The sequence below is a fragment of the Curtobacterium sp. AB7 genome (assembly GCF_044909335.1).
GTDB lineage: Bacteria > Actinomycetota > Actinomycetes > Actinomycetales > Microbacteriaceae > Curtobacterium.
Genome location: NZ_JBIYED010000002.1, coordinates 492,322 through 510,591, shown reverse-complemented (window position 1 = coordinate 510,591; position 18,270 = coordinate 492,322). Strand labels below are relative to the sequence as shown.

The following is an 18,270-nucleotide window of genomic DNA, read 5'->3' as shown; positions in this document are numbered from 1 at the left end:
CCGTGCGACCCCTGATCACCCTCGGCGCCCTCGGCGTCGTCACCGCCCTCGCGCTGACCGGCTGCGCGAGCTCCGACGGTGCCTCGGACAGCTCCACCGACGCCGCGAAGGTCTCGCGCGTCACCATCACCCTGACGAACGACGGCTCGGACCAGTGCACGGTCTCCGAGACGAAGGTGCCGGCCGGGCCGGTCACGTTCTCGGTGGAGAACGAGTCCTCGACCGCCATCACCGAGGTCGAACTGCTGCAGGACCAGCGGATCCTCGGCGAGAAGGAGAACCTCGCACCCGGCCTCGACGCCGTGCAGTTCACCGCGACCCTGACCGGTGGGAAGTACCAGGTGTACTGCCCCGGGGCGGACACCGAGCTCACCGACTTCACGGTCACGGGCAAGGTCACCTCCACCGCGAACAGCAGCGCCGCCACCCTGCTCGACGAGGGCACGAAGGGCTACGCCGACTACGTCGACGGCCAGGTCACCGACATGGTCACCGCGGTCGAACTCCTGCAGAAGGACGTCGACGCCGGCGACCTCGAGGCCGCGAAGACCGACTACGCGAACGCCCGCCCGTTCTACGAGCACGTCGAGAGCGACGTCGACGGCTTCGTCAAGAAGGGCCACGAGGCGACCGACAACGCCGGCAACCTCGACTACCTGATCGACATGCGCGCCTCGAACCTCGACCCGGCCGTCGGCTGGAGCGGGTTCCACGCCGTCGAGAAGGACCTGTTCCAGGCGGGGGAGATCACCGCGTCGACCAAGAAGACCGCGGCCGACCTGACCGAGAACGTGCAGCTGCTCGCGAAGCTCGTCCCGACGCTCGACTACAAGCCCGAGGACCTGGCGAACGGTGCCGCCGGCCTGCTCGAGGAGGTCCAGTCGAACAAGGTCACCGGTGAGGAAGAGGCGTACAGCCACATCGACCTCGTCGACCTCGCCGCCAACGTCGAGGGTGCCCGTCAGGCCTTCGCGTACCTCAAGCCGGGCCTGACGAAGCTCGACCCGACCCTCACCAAGCAGATCGCGAAGCAGTTCGACGCGACGAACACGATGATGGACGGCTACCGCAACGCCGACGACCTGGGCGGCTTCGACACGTGGGACGCAGGCACCAAGCAGTCCGACGCGAACCGCATCTCGCAGCAGATCCAGGCCCTGCAGGACCCGCTGTCCCGCCTCGCCGAGAAGGTCGCCACCGCGTGACGCAGCCCGACGACGACCGCGCAGCCCGCACCGGGGTCTCCCGGCGTGGGCTGTTCGGCGCGGGACTCGCCGCGGCCGGAGCGGGTGCCGGTGCCGCGGTCGGTATCGGCGGTGCCACGGCCGCGACGGGGGTCGACCCGTTCACGGCGGCCGCCAACGGTGACGAGTCCATCGACCTGTCCCAGAGCCACCCGTTCTACGCGACTGCCGCCCGGCAGCCGCAGGGCGGGGTGCAGACCGCACCCCAGCGGTACTGCGTCTTCATGACCTTCGACCTGTCCACCAGTGTCGCGACCGAGCTGCAGGTGCTCCTCGCCCGCTGGTCCGCGGCGATCGCGCAGCTGCAGGCGGGCAAGACCGTCGGAAGTGTCGAGCCTGCGCACGGTGACGGCGTCGGCGCGGACACCGGTGAGGCGCTCGACCTCGGCCCGGCGTCCCTGACGGTCACGGTGGGGCTCGGCCCCGGCGTCTTCGACGAGCGCTTCGGTCTGGCCGACAAGCGCCCGGCGGCGCTCGCCGACGTGCCTCGGCTGCCGAGCGACAACCTGCAGGCCGGCCTGACCGGGGGTGATCTGTCGCTGCAGGCCTGCGCCGACGACCCCCAGGTGGCCTACCACGCTGTCCGCGACCTGGCCCGGATGGCCCGGGGGACGGCGACCGTGCGGTGGACCGTGCTCGGCTTCGGTCGTGCGTCGGCCGGCCCGCACCAGACGACGCCGCGCAACCTGATGGGCTTCAAGGACGGCACCAGGAACATCACGACGGACGAGGACCACGACCGCTTCGTGTGGGTCGACGACCCGGGCGACGGCGCGGAGTGGATGACCGGCGGCACCTACCAGGTGGTGCGGAAGATCCGGATGAACATCGAGATCTGGGACGCCGACGTCGTCAGCGACCAGCAGCGCGTGTTCGGTCGGTCCAAGATCGAGGGCGCACCGCTGTCCGGCGGGACCGAGCACACGACGCCGGACTTCGCGGTGACCGGGAAGGACGGTGCCACGAAGATCGACGCGACGTCCCACATCGCCCTGGCCGCCCACGAGGCGAACGGCGGCGTGAAGATCCTGCGTCGTCCGTACAACTACACCGACGGCCTCAACGAGTACGGCCAGCTCGACGCGGGGCTGCTGTTCCTGGCCTACATGAACGACCCGGAGCACTTCACCCGGCTGCAGCGGAAGCTCGGCGCCTCGGACCGGTTGAACGAGTACGTCTCGCACATCGGCTCCGCGGTGTTCGCGATCCCGCCGGCACCGCGCAAGGGGTCGTACATCGGCGAGCAGCTGTTCCGCTGACCGTGTCCGGAGTGCGCTGACGCCGCCGGGGGAGAGGGCGCCCTCCGCCGTTTCCCTGGAGGCGGAGGGCACCCGCGTCGCGGGGTCTCGTCGAACGGAACCACCGCCGACCTGAGAGGCGACCCGGCGCGACGCGTCGCGATGCGACAGGCCCGAGAGTACCCCGCTGATCCCCGGATCCGCAGTGCCAGCGCGGCTGTGGGACAGGGAGCGCGCCAGCGGGGCCGCGCGCGGTGCGCGCCGGACGCGATCCGTGCCTCCCGGAACGACGGAACGGGCCGCCTCACGGTGGTGAGACGGCCCGTTCGTGTCGGACTGGAGGCGCGGCGTCAGTCCGCCTGGATGCTCGCGTCGATCCGTGCGCGCTTCCGGCGCACGGCGACGAGTGCGGTGATGCCCGCCAGCAGGAGCAGGCCCGCTGCGATCCCCGCCGCCGTCAGGTCCGCGCCCGTGTAGGCGAGGTCACCGCCGGCGTTCGTGGAGTCGGCGGGGTCGCCCGCCAGGTCGGTTCCGGTTCCGGGAACGTTCCCGTTCCCGTTGCCGTTGCCGTTGCCCGGGTCGGCCGGGTCCGTGGGGTCGGCCGGGTCCGTGGGGTCCGCCGGGTCCGTGGGCTCGGTCGGGTCCGTGGGCTCGGTCGGGTCCGTCGGGTCGACGGCTGCGGCGAGCGGGATGGTCACGGCGAGCGTGATCATCTGGCCGCCCGGAAGGGTGACCACGAGCGGCTCGTCCGTCGTCGCTGCGGCACGGGCAGCCGCGCGGACCGTCGTTGCGTCGACCGACGACTCGATGGTGGGCACGGCGAAGGTCAGCGTCGCACGACCCTGCTCGTCGGTCTTGTCGACGATCGTCGGGTCGATCTCGGCGGTGGCGAGCTCGACGTCGCCGGCGCTGACCGACACGGTGCCGGCTGCAGTGGGGTCGTCGCTGCTGAACACGAGCGACGACAGCGCGATGCTGATCTCGTCACCGGGCTGGAAGCCACCGGCGGGCGTCGGCGTGACCGTGGTGCCGACGGCACGCTGGTCGGCCGGCGGGGTGACCGACGGGTTGGCGAGGAAGTAGTCCACCTGCGCCTGCAGGTCGACCTGGCCCGAGTCCGCGACGTTCGTGCCGGTCGCGAAGGCGGCGAAGCTGTCGCCACCCGTCGACAGGAACGAGTTGACCGTCACCTTGAGGGTGTCGTCGAGCGCGATCGGCTCGCCGTCGAGGGTCATCCCGGTGATGCGCTCACCGCGGCCCTTCGCGGGGTCGTAGGTGTACGCGAAGCCGTTCGAGACGCCGAGCTTGAGGAACGGACGCTCGAGGCCGTCGGGCTGCCACTGCTGCTCGAGGGCGTTCTTGATCTGCTGCCCGGTCATGTCCTCGGTGACCAGGGTGTTCGCGAACGGTTGGACGAGCGCCGCTTCCTTGTAGGTGACGGTGCCGTCCGGGTCACCCGCGCCGCTGGACTTGTAGACCATGTCCGTGCGGAGCCCGCCCGGGTTCATGAAGGCGACCTGCGAGCCGTTGCGCTCGGTCGCGGAACGCTGCACCTCGGCGATGTAGTTGCCGAGGACCGATTCGCCACCGCGGTTCTCAGCGGTGCGGTCCGACTGGACCGCGCGGCGCAGGTCGCCGGTGATCTCGCCGAGCTTCTTGCTGCCCTCCACGTCGGCGACGGCCTTCGCGGCGGACACGATGCCGGTGACCTCGTCGACCGACGTGGTGTCGGCCGGCACGCGGGTCTCACCGTTGACCGACTTGACCTCGGACGTGATGCCGGTGAGCTGCTTGTCGGCGTCGACGGTGAGCTGCAGGTGCCCGAAGTTCACGCCGTACGAGGCGGTCTGGATGACGGGACGGGGTGTGCCCGTCGGGCCTGCGATCGAGTGGTTGTACTTCGCGTGGGTGTGTGCGGAGACGATCGCCGCGACCTTCTCCGAGACACCGGAGGTGATCTTGCCGAAGGCGCCGGTGCCGGTCGCGTCCGCGAGGGCGCTCGTGGTGGCGCCCTCGTGCACGAGGAGCACGAGCACGTCGGCCTCGCCGTTCGACTCGTCGTCGTCGGTGAGCTGGTCGGCGTACTTGTTGACCTGGCTGACGATCGGGGCCATCGCGAGACCCTGCACGCCGCCGGGGCTGACGAGCCCGGGGATCAGGTCCTCGGTGGTCGCGCCGATGAAGCCGACCTTCACGCCGCCCTTCTCCACGATGGAGTACGGGGTGAACGCGGGCTCGGTCGTACCCTGCTCGACGATGTTCGCGGAGACGTAGGGCCAGTCGGCACGGTCCTCGATGCGCCCGGTCAGGTCGTCCTGACCCTTGTCGAGCTCGTGGTTGCCGATCGCGCTGACGTCGAGGTCCATGGCGTTGAGCGCATCGATCGTCGGGGCGTCCTGCTGGATCAGCGAGGTGAACGTCGAGGCGCCGACGTTGTCGCCGACGCTGGCGAAGATCGTGTTCGGGTTGGCCTCGCGGTACGACTGCACGACACCGGCGAGCTTGGCGGCACCAGCCGCCTTGTCGACGGCGGTGCCCTCGGACTCGATGCGGCCGTGGAAGTCGTTGACGTCGATGATGTCGATCGTCGTGTCGCCCTCGGCGGCGACGGCGGTGGAGGGGACGGACAGTGCGACGAGCACACCCGCGGTGGCGAAGGCCGCGCCGCTGATGATGCGCCGTCGGCGGCGCGGAGAGGAGTGGAGGTTCATCGTCGGAGAACCTATGAGGACGCACAGCCGACCCGCCAGTGTCGCGTCGAAGTCGTCACACGACGTTCACATGGACCGGGGGTCGTGTGCGATGAGGGGGCGGAGGGTGCGGTGCGCGATGCGGAGCCCCTCGAGGACCTTCTCGTCGGTGCCGCCCCAGAGCGGGTCCTCGTGCTCGACCGACAGGGTGCCGTCGAAGCCCGCCTCGTACAGGCGGTCGACGACGTGTGGCCAGTCCACGACCCCACGGCCCGGCACCCGGAAGCGCCACCAGCCCATGTCCCACGGGTCGTCGCCCTTGTCGACCTTGCCGAAGAACCCGTACGCGTTGCGCTTCGCCGGGAACAGTTCGAGGTCCTTCGCCTGGGCGTGCACGATGTGCTCGGCGAACGGCAGGATCGTCTCGACCGGGTCGATGCCGATCCAGGTCAGGTGCGACGGGTCCCAGTTCAGGCCGAAGCCGAGGCCGGTGACCCAGCCCCAGAGCTCGGGCGAGTACGCCAGGTTGCCGGGGTAGCCGTCCGGGTGCCAGCCCTCCATCACGCAGTTCTCGATGATCAACCGCACGCCGCGCTCGCCGGCGTAGTCGACGAGCTCGGGGAGCACCCGGTCGCCGATCCGCATGTTGTCGACGACGCTGCGGCTCACGTCACGGCCGATGAACGTGCCGACGTACGGCACGCCGAGCACCTGCGCCGCATCGATCGCGTGCTTGAGGTGGGTGCGGATCTCCTCGCGCCGGGCGAGGTCCTGGTGCAGGTTGTTCTCGTAGTACGCGAGTGCCGAGATCTCGAGGCCGGTGCGGTCGAGCAGGTCACGGGTCGCCGCCGCGTCCTCGTCGGTGAACGTCGCCACGGGCAGGTGCGCCGCCTCGAAGTCACGGCCACCGGTGCCGGGCCACACGCCGACCTCGAGCCGCTCGTAGCCCTGCTCGGCGGCGAAGTCCGCGATCCGGTCGAGCGACCACCCGGGCAGACAGGCAGTCAGCATGCCGAGCTTCACCGGATCTCCCGCCACGTGGTCTCGGCCGCGCTCGTGATCACGGCGTCGACGATGTCGGCGGAGCGTGCGCCGTCGGCGAAGGTCGGCAGCCCGTCGGGCGCCACACCGGTGCGGACCGCGGTGTGGGTGTCGGCGACGAACGCGGCGAAGGCGTCGAGGTATCCCTGCGGGTGCCCGGACGGCACGATCGCCAGACGCCGCTGGTCCGGGTACCCCTGCGACGGGTCGCGGACGACGATCTGGGCACCGCGCTCGTTGCCGAACCACGCGGACTCGGGCTGCTCCTGGTCGAAGGCGGCGCTGCCGCGGGTGCCGTCGACCTCGAACCACAGGCGGTTCTTCCGGCCGGAGGCCACCTGCGAGATCACCACGTTGCCGATGCGCCCGGTGCCGGTGCGGAACGTCGCGACCGCGGTGTCCTCGGTGGTGACCTCGGCCCGTTCCGCAGCGTCGGCGACCGGGTCGGGGTCCGGCGAGCCGGAGAACGACGGCCCCGAGGCCGCGGGCCGGGTCGGGTAGACGATGTCGGTCGCCGCGGACACCGAGGTGAAGCGCTCACCGGTGACGAACTCCACCAGGTCGCACCAGTGCGAACCGATGTCGGCGAACGCCCGGGACGACCCGCTCGAGGTCGGGTCGACCCGCCAGCTCGAGGCGTCCTCGTCGAGCATCCAGTCCTGCAGGTAGTGGCCGTGCACGGCGAGCAGTCGACCGAGGTCGCCGTCGGCGATGCGCGCGCGGATCTCGCGGATCATCGGGTGGTAGCGGTACACGAACGGCACCGTGGCGACGACACCGGCGTCCGCCGCCGCGGCGACGAGTTCGGCGGCCTGCGCCGGGTCGATCGCGAGGGGCTTCTCGCACACCACGTGGATGCCCGCGGCGATGACCGCCATCGCCTGCGGGTGGTGCTGGTCGTTCGGGGTGCAGATGTGCACGACGTCGGGGGCGTCCGCGATGACGTCGTCGAGCGAGGCGTACCCACGAGGCAGGTCGAGTTGCGCCGCGACCTGCTCGGAGCGCGATGCGTTCCGACCGAGCACCCCGAGCACCTCGGCACCGGCGGCCCGGGCCGCGCGGGCGTGGACCCCCGCGATCATGCCGGTGCCGATCACGACGACGCGGAGGCGTCGTCCTTCGTACCCACTGCTCATGGTGCTCCCTCGCGCCGAACTGTCACCACCGTAGCGGCCCGGCCGTCCACCGGGGCCGATGAGTACGGTCGGAGGCATGTCGAGCCTCCAGACCAGCCTGCTCATCCTCGGAGCCAGCGGCGACCTGTCCAAGCGTCTGCTCCTGCCGGGTCTCGCGACCCTGCTCGAGGTCAAGGACGACTGGGACGTCCAGCTCATCGGGGCGGGTGTCGAGGACCTCTCCGACTCCGACTGGAAGGCGCAGGTGCGCGAGTCCTTCGAGAACGCGCAGGCGTCGAAGAACGAGGGCGACGAAGGGGCGGAGGGCGACTCGTCGCTGTCGGAGCGGCTGCAGGCCGTGATCGACGCGTCCTCGTACCGCAAGGCGGACGTCACGAGCGCCGACGACCTGCGCGCGCTGCTCGCCGACTGCGACCACGACCCCGCGATCTACTTCGCGCTGCCCCCGGCCGTGACCGAGAAGAGCTGCGAACAGCTCGCCCACATCGACCTGCCGAAGCGCACCCGCCTGGCGCTCGAGAAACCGTTCGGCACCGACGCCGCCAGCGCCGAGCACCTGAACGACCTGCTGCACTCGTTCATCCCCGAGGAGCGCATCCACCGGGTCGACCACTTCCTCGGCCGTTCGACGGTGCTCAACCTGATCGGGCTGCGCTTCGCGAACCGCATCATCGAGCCCCTGCTGTCCTCGCAGCACGTCGAACGCGTCGACATCGTGTACGACGAGACCCTCGGGCTCGAGGGCCGCGCGCGCTACTACGACAAGGCCGGTGCCCTCACCGACATGATCCAGAGCCACCTGCTGCAGGTCATGGCGGTCGTGGCGATGGAGGCGCCGGCGTCGATCGACGCCGATGACCTGCGCACCCAGAAGGAACTCGTGCTGCGCGCCGTCCGGCCGTGGGGCGGAGACGTCGTCGCCGCCGGCAAGCGCGCCCGGTACACCGCGGGCACGGTCGGCGACCGGAAGCTGCCGTCGTACGCCGACGAGGACGGTGTGGACCCGTCGCTCGGCACCGAGACCCTGGCCCAGCTGACCCTCGAGATCGCGAACTGGCGATGGGCCGGAGTCCCCTTCACGCTGCGTTCCGGCAAGGCGCTCGCGAAGCAGCGCCGCGAGATCGTCATCACGTTCAAGGACTCCCCGCAGGTGCCGGTCGGTCTGTCCGGCGCAGCGCAACCGGACCGGCTCCGGATCTGGATCGCCCCGGACGAGATGCAGCTCGAGCTGAACGTCAACGGCCCCGGCGACCCGTACACGATCGACCGCACCAGTCTCGAGACGACGTTCAACCCCGGACGGCTCAGCGCGTACGGCGAGGTCCTGGCCGGTGTGCTCGAGGGCGATGCGACCCTGTCCGTCCGTGGCGACAGCGCCGTGCAGGGCTGGAAGGTCGTCGGACCGTTCCTCGAGGCGTGGAAGGCCGGCACGACACCGCTCGACGAGTACCCGGCCGGGTCGAACGGCCCTGAGGACTGGGACAACATCGACGCCTGAGCCGGACGGCGGCGTAGCGTCGGACGACGTGACCACCATCGACGACGTCCTGCAGACCGTTCCCGAACCCGCCGGCGCCGACATCCGCGTCGAGCCCGTCCACTACGACCACGAGGGCACCGACCTGCTCGGCGTACTCGCGAAGGACACGGCCAGCGCCGGGCCCCGCCCCGCCGTCCTGGTCGTGCACGACTGGCACGGCGTGAACGAGCACGTCGAAGCGCGCGTGACGATGCTCGCCCGTCTCGGCTACGTGGCCTTCGGCGCGGACATCTACGGCGCCGGCGTCCGGCCCGGGGACGACACCGCCGGCCAGGTCGCCGGTTCGTACTACCAGGACCTGCCGTTGCTCCGAGCACGTGCGACCGCCGGACTCGAGCGGCTGCGGCAGGACCCCGACGTCGACCCCGCCCGCATCGTCGTGATCGGGTACTGCTTCGGTGGCTCCACCGCGATCGAACTCGCGCGCACCGGCGCCGACCTGGCCGGAGCGGTGTCGTTCCACGGCGGCCTCATCACACACGAGCCCGCCGACGCCTCGGCGATCCGGGCGAAGCTGCTCGTGCTGACCGGGGGAGCGGACCCGGTCGTACCCGACGACGCCGTGCACGCCTGGCAGGACGAGATGCGCACCGAGCCCGGCGTCGACTGGCAGGTCGTCACGTACGCCGGTGCCATGCACGCGTTCGCCGTGCCGGGGACCGACGCGCCCGACCACGGCGCCCAGTACCAGGAGCGCGCCGACCGCCGATCGTGGCAGGCGTTGCAGGTGTTCCTGGCCGAGGTGTTCGGCGAGGAGGCCGCGGTGCTGTGACGTCGGGGCTCGGCTGTCGCCTCGCGACACGCCGGGTGGAGCGGTCGGGCGGCCTCGATTGGCGCCCGGGCCGGAGCTGTTGTAGAGTCTTCCACGGCCGCAAGGCCACGCGCTCGTAGCTCAATGGATAGAGCATCTGACTACGGATCAGAAGGTTGGGGGTTCGAGTCCCTTCGAGCGCACAGTGCCGGTTGGACGGCATGACACCGAACAGACGAAGGGCCCCGGCGGATTCCGCCGGGGCCCTTCGTCGTTGGTGGTTCGTGTGCGAGTCGTGTTTCACCGAAGCTGACGCCCGAGCAGCGCGATCCCCGGAGCGACCAGCGCCACGACGACGAGCGCGACGACGACGAGCAGGGGCAGCAGGTCGACCGAAGCGGTGTCGTGGCACTCGACGGTTCCCACGGCACAGGATGCGAGGACGGTGGTCGAGGTCATGGTCCGAGTGAAGCACGGCGAGGTTGGATGGGGAACATGACGACGACGTCCGTGTTCGAACAGGTACCACCAGCGCAGTGGGTCGCGGACGACGATTACGTCTTCGCGATCCTCGATGCACACCCGGTGTCACCTGGCCACACGCTCGTCGTCCCGAAGCGGCGGATCACGAGCTGGTTCGACGCGACCGAGGGCGAGCTCTCCGCGATGACCCGGATGGTGGCGCTGCTGAAGGCCCGGCTCGACGAGCAGCACCTCGACCATTTCTGCTCACGAAGCGCTCTCGCTCAACGCCCGAGCGCCGTGAGCTGCTTCTGCAGCCCGCGCTCGAGGTACGGCTCCAACGACGTCGCCCACGTCGCCGTGATGTGCGTGGTGTCCCGGTAGACCAGCACGCCGCCGATCACCGCGGGGCACGTCGTCTCGGTGCAGTAGTAGTCGGTCAGGTCGATGACTCCGGCTCGTCCTCCGGCGGCCTTGAACGCCCGCACGGCCTCGATCGACGAGTCGGTCTGGGCGAGCGCCTCGGAGCGGGGCCGGTCGCACGACGCGTTCGTCGGCCCGGACATCTTGCTCACGCAGGCGATGACGTCGGGCCGGGGGACCGGGTTGTCGCGGATGGCGATGACGGGGAGCTGGTCGCCGGCGGCCTGCTCCCAGGCGTCGACGAGGCCGTTGCGGGTCGCGATGTCGCGCGAGGCTCCGGCCGGCAGGCTGACGGGCATCTGCGTTGCGGCGTGGGTGACGACCAGGGCGTCGGCGTCGCGGTGGGCGCGGACGTAGTCGATGGCCGCGTGCTTCCACGCGTTGCAGCCGCGCAGCGCACCGGCGTTCACCGAGTGCTGCTGCGCCGTGGTGAGGTAGCAGCCGCCGCTGCCGGCCATGTCGATGCGCCACCCGTTGTCGTCGGCGATCTTCTCGTAGGCGCCGAGCAGGGCGTTGCTGTGCGAGTCGCCGATGACGATCAGGTGCTTCGACCAGCCGGTCGCCTTGCCGAGCACGCAGGTGCGGAAGGTGCCGTTCCAGCACTCGGAGCGGTTCGCGTCGTCGTCCTCGGCTGCGGCGGGGGCCGGGATCCGGGTGTCGGCGAGGGCCGGGTCGACGCAGGGATCGGCGGAGCTGATCCGCGCGGCTGCTCCGATGCAGGACTCGTCGTCCTGTGCCCGTTCGGTCGCGAGCCGCTTCGTGAGCTGCTCGGTGGCGCCTTCGGCGTGGACCTCCTGCACGTGGACGGCGGTCAGGGTCGAGGCACCGAGGGTCACGACCGTGAAGGTGCAGATGACGCCGAGGGCGACGACCCCGCGGGGCCGCAGATCGCGCAGCCAGGTGGAGAACCGGACGGGTTCCTCGAACCAGATGGTCGTGACGGCTGCGAGTCCGACCGACACCAGGAGGACCGAGGTGCCGGTCGCCCAGTCGAGCGGGCATCCGAGCATGATCGGCAGGATCACGACGAGCGGCCAGTGCCAGAGGTACAGCGCGTACGAGATCCGTCCGGTGAACGCGACCGGTCCGAGCGCGCCGATCGACTCGAACACGGTGCGTCCGCCGAACAGCACCACGAGGGTCGCGCCGGCGACGGGGAGCAGCGCGGCGATACCGGGGAACGGCGTCTCCGCGCCGATGACGAACAGCGACAGGACGAGGGCCACGGCGCCGATGCTCGTCAGGATCATGCGCACCCGCCGGGCGACCTCGGTGCGGACTTCGGGCAGGTGCACGGTCGCGGCGAGGCCGCCGAGCGCGAACTCCCACGCTCGGGTGCCGGTGGAGAAGTACGCGACGCCGGGGTTCGTGCCGGTCTGCACGATGCTCCACACCAGGGACAGCACGACGACCGCGCCGAGCAGCAGCCGAGCGGTGGTCAGCGTCGAGCGGCGCCCGCGCACGGCGACGGCCAACCCGATCAACAGCAGCGGTAGGACGATGTAGAACTGCTCCTCGACCAACAGCGACCAGAAGTGCTGGAACGGTGAGGGGTCGTCGGTCGACGCCAGGTAGTCGACCGAGTTCGCCGCCAGCTCCCAGTTCTGCAGGTAGACGGTCGACGCGATGAGCTCGCGGCCGTACTGCCCCCACAGCGCGCTCGGCACGGCGACGAGCACCGCGGCGCCGGTGGTGGTGATGGTGAGGAACGCGGCCGGCAGCAGGCGTTCGGCCCGGCGTGACCAGAACCGGCCGAGGCGGATCGTGCCGGTGGCGAGCTGTTCGCGCAGCAGCAGCCCGGTGATGAGGAACCCGGAGATCACGAAGAAGACGTCGACCCCGACGAACCCGCCCCGCAGGGCGTGCGGCCACAGGTGGTACACGACGACGGCCGACACCGCGAACGCGCGGAGACCCTGGATGTCCCACCGCGTCGTGTCGCGCGCGCGGTGCGCGGGGCCCCGCTCGCCCGGCGTTGCAGTGTTCACCGCGACGATCCTACGAGAAGCGCGTCACGCCCTGGGGCGGTCCGCGAGAAGACGGGAGGCCCGTGGCGGTCTCGCCACGGGCCTCCCGTCCGTCGTTCGGTCGCCCCCACCCCGTGGGGTTCCGAGATCTCGGAACCTCGCGGGCACGCACCGTCCTGATCGGAACCTCGACGGAACGCGGGCGGGGTGTCGTGGAACCTCGACGCACAGCGCGCCGCGTGTCGTGGATCCGCGCGCAGCCCTAGACGGCCGCGCGCACCTCGGCCAGCGACGGGTAGTCGGTGTAGCCCTCGGCGGTCACGCCGTAGAAGAGCTCGGGACGGGCCTCGTTGAGCTCCGCGTCCTGCTCCCAGCGGTGTACGAGGTCCGGGTTCGCGATGGCCGGGCGGCCGGCGGCGACGGCGTCGGCGTGGTCGCCGTCGACGAGTGCGATGGCCTCGTCGCGGGTGGTCAACGCCGAGAAGCCGGAGTTGACGACGAACGGTGCACCCGCGGTACGGCGGACGTGCTGCACGAGGTCGCCGGTCGGCTCGGCGTGCAGGATGTCGATGAAGGCGAGTCCGAGGGGCGCGAGGCCCTCGGCGATCGCGGTGTAGGTCGCGCGGACGTCGGCCGCGTCGTCCTCGATGACGCCCTGGATGCCGTGCTCGGGCGACAGGCGGATGCCGGTCCGGTCCGCGCCGACGGCCTCGGCGACGGCGGTCGTGACCTCGATCGCGAAGCGGGCGCGGTTCTCGGGGGAGCCGCCGTACTGGTCGGTGCGGGTGTTCGACACCGGGGACATGAACTCGTGCACGAGGTAGCCGTTGGCACCGTGGACCTCGACGCCGTCGAGTCCGGCGGCGATGCCGTTGCGGGCCGCCTGCGCGAAGCCCCGCACGGCGTCCTGCACCTCGGCGGTGGTCAGCTCGTGGGGGACGGGCATGTCCGCCTTGCCGGTCGCGGTGTGGGTCTGTCCGGGAGCGGCGATGGCGCTCGGGGCGACGATCCGCGGCGTCTGCGAGATGTCGGGGTGCGAGACACGGCCACCGTGCATGAGCTGCATCACGATGGTGCCGCCCTCGGCGTGCACGGCGTCGGCGACGCGGCGCCAGCCGGCGATCTGCTCGTCGGTCTCGATGCCGGGCTGCCCGGGGTAGGAGCGGCCTTCCTGCACGGGCCAGGTGCCCTCGGTGATGATCATGCCGAGGCCCGCACGCTGACGGTAGTGCTCGACGAGCAGGTCGTTCGGGATGCCGTGCTCACCGGCGCGGGTGCGCGTGAGCGGGGCCATGACGACGCGGTTCGACAGGCGCAGGGCGCCGAAGGAGGTGGGTTCGAAGAGCTTCACGAGGGAGGGGAACGTCGTGTTGCTCGGTGCAATTCCCGTCGTCAGTCGCGCGGGCAGACCAGGGTCGACGAGCGGACCTGGCCCTCGGGGCGGATCACCTGGTGCAGCGAGAGGGGCTTGCCGCAGATCGGACAGCCACGGTCCACCGACCGGTCGTCGACCCCCTCGGGGTGTCCGGCGCCGATCTGCGACGGACCCATCTTGTCGATGAGCGTCGTGTTCCACCGTTCGTACCACTTGCCGAAGCGACCCACGGTGCATCCTTTCGTTCGTGCACGAATCATTATGGCACCATCGGCCGCGGATCACACCTGGTCGACGCGTTCCAGGAGTTCGGTCAGGTCGTCCTTGAGTGCTTCGAGGCGTTCCAACGGCCACCCGAGTCGGTCCGCGACCGCCAGGGGGACCGCTCGCGCTCGGTCGCGCAGTGCCCGCCCGGCCGTGGTGAGCGAGACCTCGAGCTGCCGTTCGTCGGCGGCACTACGCGTCCGGCGGACGTAGCCGGAGGCCTCGAGCCGCTTCAGCAGTGGGCTGAGGGTCGCCGAGTCGAGCCGGAGTTCGCCGGCGATCTCGCGCACCGACCGTGGATCCTGCTCCCAGAGCGCGAGCATCACGAGGTACTGCGGATGCGTCAGGCCCATCGGCTCGAGCAGGTCGCGGTAGAGCCCGATGACGCTCCGGCTCGTGGCCGCGAGGGCGAAGCAGAGCTGCCGGTCGAGCGCGAGCGGGTCGGGTGCGGAGGTCATGCGCCCACGATACCGTTCGCCCACGAAGTGTTCCCGGCTGGCGCGACGGCCGCGTTCATGCGAGCACAGGTATCGACAGAACACCAGTCGATCGACGCGTGTTCTGTCGCACGTTGCGGACGCATCAGATGCGTGTGTATGTTCCGACGTTCCACGCGTCGATCAACGGGTGGAACGTCGGAAGGTGCGGACGCATGCAGTCGGTCGCGGGGCGCGGGGTGGGCGCACGCACGGGAGGCCCGGTGCCGGTCTCGTGGACCGACCCCGGGCCTCCAGGCTGGGTGCGTCGACTACGCGCGGTGCGCGGGCGGGTGCCCCGACTCGTGCGCGTTGGCGTCCGGCGCCACCGGGAGGGCGTGCGACCCCGTGTGGGTGTCCTCGTGACCGGGCTGACCGGGCTGACCGGGCTGACCGGAGGTCGGGTGCGACCGCTCGAGCTTCGCGCCCTCGACGTCGACGTCCGGCACGATCCGGTCGAGCCACTTCGGGAACCACCACGCGCTCTGGCCGAGCAGGTGCATCGCGGCCGGGATGAGCAGCATGCGGACGACGAACGCGTCGATGAGCACACCGAACGCCAGGCCGAACCCGATCGGCTTGATGGTGGAGGAGTCCGAGAAGATGAAGCCCGCGAACACCGAGATCATGATGATCGCCGCTGCCGTGACCACCGCGCGACCGGCGTGCAGCCCGCGCTGGACCGCGACCTTCGCCGAGGCGCCGTGGGCGTAGGCCTCACGCATGCCGGACACCAGGAACAGCTGGTAGTCCATCGCCAGGCCGAACAGGATGCCGATCTCGATGATGGGCAGGAAGCTCAGGATCGGCGCCGGGTCGTGCACGCCGAACACGGAGCCGAGCCAGCCCCACTGGTAGATCGCGGTCAGGCCACCGAAGGACGCCATCACGGACAGGATGAAGCCCGCCGTCGCCGTGATCGGGACCAGGAAGGACCGGAACACGATGATCAGGATGATGAGCGACAGGCCGACGACCACCACGAGGTAGAGCGGCAGGACGTTCGACAGCTTCTCGGACACGTCGATGTTGGCGGACGCGTTGCCCGCGACACCGAGCGTGACCGTGCCGTCGTCGGTCGTGACGGTCTGGTCGCGCAGGTCCTTGACCAGGTTCTCGGTGGAGATGCTGTCGGGACCGCCGCCGGGCTTCACCTGGAACGCGATGATGTCGCGGTCCGACGAGGTGCCGATCGGCAGGACGGCCTTGACGTCGTCGTTCTTCGCCAGGGCCTCACCGATGGTGACCTCGGTCGCGGTGACGTCGGACTTGCTGATCGAGTCGGGCAGCGTCGCGACGACGAGCAGCGGGCCGTTCTGACCGGCACCGAACTCCTCGTCGAGGGCCTTGTACGCCTTGTACTGGCTCGAGTCGACGGACTCGGACGCACCGGTCGGCAGGCCGAGGCGCATCTGCGTCGCGGGGAGCGCGATGGTGCCGAGCACGGCGACGCCGGCGACGAGCGTGACGATCGCACGCCAGGTCTTCATCGGCTTGTTCGGCACCCGGGTCGAGCCGGTGTTGCCGATCTTCGTCCGCTCCTTCTTCCGCAGGATCCGCATCCCGATCAGGGACAGCAGCGCCGGGGTGAACGAGGTGGCGATGAGGATCGCGAAGAACACCGCGACCGCCCCCACCGTGCCCATGAGTCCGAGGAACGGGATACCGGTGATGTTCAGCGCGAGCAGGGCGACGATGACGGTCGCGCCGGCGAACACCACGGCGTTGCCCGAGGTGCCGTTCGCGAGGCCGATGGACTCGTGCACCTGCATGCCCTGCTTCAGCTGGGTGCGGTGTCGGTTCAGGATGAAGAGCGAGTAGTCGATGCCGACCGCCAGGCCCAACATCACCCCCAGCACCGGCGTGACCGAGATGAACTCGACCAGGCCGGAGAACGACAGCGAGGCGAGTGACGCCACGCCGACACCGAGCACGGCGCTGACGAGCGGGATCGCCGCACCGATGACGGTGCGGAGCATCAGGAAGAGCACGAGCGCGGCGATGACGACGCCGACGATCTCGCCCGGGCCGAGGATCGACGGCACGCCCTGCGCGATGTCGTTCGACACGTAGACGTTCACGCCGCTGATGTCGGCCGAGTCGGCGTCGTCCGCGATGGCGGTCTTCGTGTCGGCGGGGACCTCGTAGGTCGACTTCGTGAACTGGACGGTGCCGATGACGGCGCTGCCGTTCGACGACACGAAGCGGACGTCCTTCGACAGGTCGAGGAGCTTCGAGCCCTGCTCCAGCTCCTCGGAGCTGTCGTCGAGCTTCTTCGTGTTGGCGTCGATCGTCTTCTGGGCTTCGGCGATCTGCTGCTCGCCGGCATCGATCTGCGCCTGCTGCGCGTCGATCTGTGCCTGGGCCTGCTGGAGCTGCGCGGCCGCGGCCTGCGCCTGCGCTGCGGGGAGCGCTGCACCGGCGGCCTCGGCCTGGGCCTTCTGGGCGTCGAGCTGGGCCTGGGCGTCCTTGATCTGCTGCTTGCCGGAGGTCAGCTGCGCCTTCTGGGCGTCGAGCTGGTCCTGGCCGGTCTCGAGCTTCGCGCGGCCGTCGGTGATCTCCTTGCGGCCGTCGACGATCTTCTGACGCTGCTCGTCGAGCTGGTCCTGGGTGTCGAAGCCGCTCGTCGCGCCCTTGACGCCGTCGAGCTTCTCGACCTTGGTCAGGAAGTCCGCGACCTCCGACTTCTGCGCGTCGGTGAACGCCTTGCCGTTCTTCGTCTCGAAGACGATCGTGCCGTTGCCGCCGTTCGCGGACGGGAACTTGTCGGCGAGCTCGTCCTGCACCTGACTGGTCTTGGTGTTCGGGATCGAGATCGCCGACGAGATCGTGCCCGAGAACAGGCTGTAGGTGACGCCGGCGACGGCCATGATCACCACCCAGGTGATGATCACGAGCCAGTGGCGTCGTGCGGAGAACCGTCCGAGACGGTAGAGGAGACCGGCCATGCGGTTGCCCCGTTCCTTTCGTTGCAGGTGCTGTGTGGAGCGGGGTGCGCCGGTGGACCCCTGGGGAGGGAAGTGTCAGTCGGTGGGCATGTAGCCGCTGCGGACGCTGTGCACGAGTCGTGCCAGCAGGGCGTCCCAGTCGGCGACGGACTGCTCGTCGACAGCGGGGCCGGAGGTGGCCAGCCAGTGTTCCGCGATCACGACGATGCCGCTCATGAGCGACTCGACTAGCAAGGCGGCGTCGAGGGGATCCGCCGCCGGGTAACGACGTGCGACCTCGTCGCGGAGTCGTTCGGTGACCCGCGAGAACGCCGTCTGGGTGAGGACCGCGGCCTTCGGGTCGTCCTTGCCCGGGTCGCCGAGGATCCGGTACATGCTCGAGATCGCGGCTGCCAGGTCGGCTCCGCGTGCGGCGGACTCGAGCTCGTCGAACATCGAGGCCCGGCTGCCGTCGCCGATCGGCGTCCGCGCCATGTCGGCGAGGAACCGGTCGATGATCACGGACAGCTCCTGCTCGCACACGGCCAGCAGGACCTCGTCGAGCGAGGCGAAGTGGTTGAACACCGTCCGCCGCGCGATGTCGGCCCGTGCTGCCAGGTCGTCGACGCTGAACTCACGGCCGCCGCGTTCGTCGACCAGGTCGCGAGCCGCCTGCAGGATCGCCGCACGGTGCTTCGCCTTGAGCGCGGCGCGGCGGTCGGTCGTGAGGGTCACG

At 70.3% G+C, this 18,270-nt stretch carries 15 protein-coding genes and 1 tRNA gene; 6 read left to right on the top strand and 10 right to left on the bottom strand.

The window, feature by feature from the left end:
* Nucleotides 1-2 precede the first annotated feature (2 nt).
* Entirely contained in the window at nucleotides 3-1,205 is a 1,203-nt protein-coding gene (gene efeO / locus ABH929_RS08460) for an iron uptake system protein EfeO (RefSeq protein WP_263090043.1), read from the top strand.
* Entirely contained in the window at nucleotides 1,202-2,503 is a 1,302-nt protein-coding gene (gene efeB / locus ABH929_RS08455; RefSeq protein ID WP_404560867.1) for an iron uptake transporter deferrochelatase/peroxidase subunit, read from the top strand. Before efeO ends, efeB begins: the two co-directional genes overlap by 4 nt.
* A 329-nt stretch (nucleotides 2,504-2,832) precedes the next feature.
* Here the strand turns inward: efeB and ABH929_RS08450 are convergent, their stop codons facing one another.
* The 3 genes from ABH929_RS08450 to ABH929_RS08440 form a co-directional block, all read right to left on the bottom strand.
* Nucleotides 2,833-5,193 (bottom strand): 5'-nucleotidase C-terminal domain-containing protein, encoded by a 2,361-nt coding sequence (locus ABH929_RS08450; protein ID WP_404560866.1) that lies wholly within the window; start codon nucleotides 5,191-5,193, stop codon nucleotides 2,833-2,835.
* A gap of 66 nt (nucleotides 5,194-5,259) precedes the next feature.
* Nucleotides 5,260-6,183: a sugar phosphate isomerase/epimerase family protein gene (locus tag ABH929_RS08445; protein ID WP_404560865.1), complete on the bottom strand. Its 924-nt coding sequence runs from the start codon at nucleotides 6,181-6,183 to the stop codon at nucleotides 5,260-5,262.
* A gap of 8 nt (nucleotides 6,184-6,191) precedes the next feature.
* A complete protein-coding gene (locus tag ABH929_RS08440) occupies nucleotides 6,192-7,349 on the bottom strand; it encodes a Gfo/Idh/MocA family protein (protein ID WP_240347404.1) in 1,158 nt (385 codons plus the stop codon).
* Between the two features lie 76 nt (nucleotides 7,350-7,425).
* Here ABH929_RS08440 and ABH929_RS08435 point away from each other — a divergent pair, with 76 nt between their 5' ends.
* The 3 genes from ABH929_RS08435 (at nucleotide 7,426) to ABH929_RS08425 (ending at nucleotide 9,843) form a co-directional block, all read left to right on the top strand.
* Entirely contained in the window at nucleotides 7,426-8,847 is a 1,422-nt protein-coding gene (locus ABH929_RS08435) for a glucose-6-phosphate dehydrogenase (RefSeq protein ID WP_404560864.1), read from the top strand.
* 28 nt (nucleotides 8,848-8,875) lie between these two features.
* Nucleotides 8,876-9,661, top strand: a complete 786-nt coding sequence (locus ABH929_RS08430) for a dienelactone hydrolase family protein (protein ID WP_404560863.1) — start codon at nucleotides 8,876-8,878, stop codon at nucleotides 9,659-9,661.
* Nucleotides 9,662-9,770: 109 nt separating this feature from the next.
* A tRNA-Arg gene (locus tag ABH929_RS08425) sits at nucleotides 9,771-9,843 on the top strand.
* A gap of 97 nt (nucleotides 9,844-9,940) precedes the next feature.
* Here the strand turns inward: ABH929_RS08425 and ABH929_RS08420 are convergent.
* Nucleotides 9,941-10,099 carry a hypothetical protein gene (locus tag ABH929_RS08420; protein ID WP_404560862.1) on the bottom strand — a complete coding sequence of 53 codons (159 nt, stop codon included), beginning with the start codon at nucleotides 10,097-10,099 and terminating at the stop codon, nucleotides 9,941-9,943.
* Nucleotides 10,100-10,126: 27 nt separating this feature from the next.
* Between ABH929_RS08420 and ABH929_RS08415 the strand changes: the two genes are divergently transcribed.
* A complete protein-coding gene (locus ABH929_RS08415) occupies nucleotides 10,127-10,486 on the top strand; it encodes an HIT family protein (RefSeq protein ID WP_404560861.1) in 360 nt (119 codons plus the stop codon).
* Here ABH929_RS08415 and ABH929_RS08410 read toward each other — a convergent pair.
* The 6 genes from ABH929_RS08410 to ABH929_RS08385 form a co-directional block, all read right to left on the bottom strand.
* Complete coding sequence (locus ABH929_RS08410) at nucleotides 10,387-12,513, bottom strand: acyltransferase family protein (RefSeq protein ID WP_404560860.1); 2,127 nt, start codon at nucleotides 12,511-12,513, stop codon at nucleotides 10,387-10,389. The two genes, ABH929_RS08415 and ABH929_RS08410, sit on opposite strands and share 100 nt — an antisense overlap.
* A 241-nt stretch (nucleotides 12,514-12,754) precedes the next feature.
* Nucleotides 12,755-13,843, bottom strand: coding sequence for an alkene reductase (locus tag ABH929_RS08405; RefSeq protein ID WP_404560858.1), 1,089 nt, complete (start codon nucleotides 13,841-13,843; stop codon nucleotides 12,755-12,757).
* 41 nt (nucleotides 13,844-13,884) lie between these two features.
* Nucleotides 13,885-14,097, bottom strand: coding sequence for a hypothetical protein (locus ABH929_RS08400; RefSeq protein ID WP_205462972.1), 213 nt, complete (start codon nucleotides 14,095-14,097; stop codon nucleotides 13,885-13,887).
* A gap of 51 nt (nucleotides 14,098-14,148) precedes the next feature.
* Nucleotides 14,149-14,589 carry a MarR family winged helix-turn-helix transcriptional regulator gene (locus ABH929_RS08395; protein ID WP_111086213.1) on the bottom strand — a complete coding sequence of 147 codons (441 nt, stop codon included), beginning with the start codon at nucleotides 14,587-14,589 and terminating at the stop codon, nucleotides 14,149-14,151.
* A 290-nt stretch (nucleotides 14,590-14,879) separates the two neighbouring features.
* Nucleotides 14,880-17,555 carry an MMPL family transporter gene (locus ABH929_RS08390; protein ID WP_404560857.1) on the bottom strand — a complete coding sequence of 892 codons (2,676 nt, stop codon included), beginning with the start codon at nucleotides 17,553-17,555 and terminating at the stop codon, nucleotides 14,880-14,882.
* A 75-nt stretch (nucleotides 17,556-17,630) separates the two neighbouring features.
* Entirely contained in the window at nucleotides 17,631-18,269 is a 639-nt protein-coding gene (locus tag ABH929_RS08385; protein WP_404560856.1) for a TetR/AcrR family transcriptional regulator, read from the bottom strand.
* Nucleotide 18,270 lies beyond the last annotated feature (1 nt).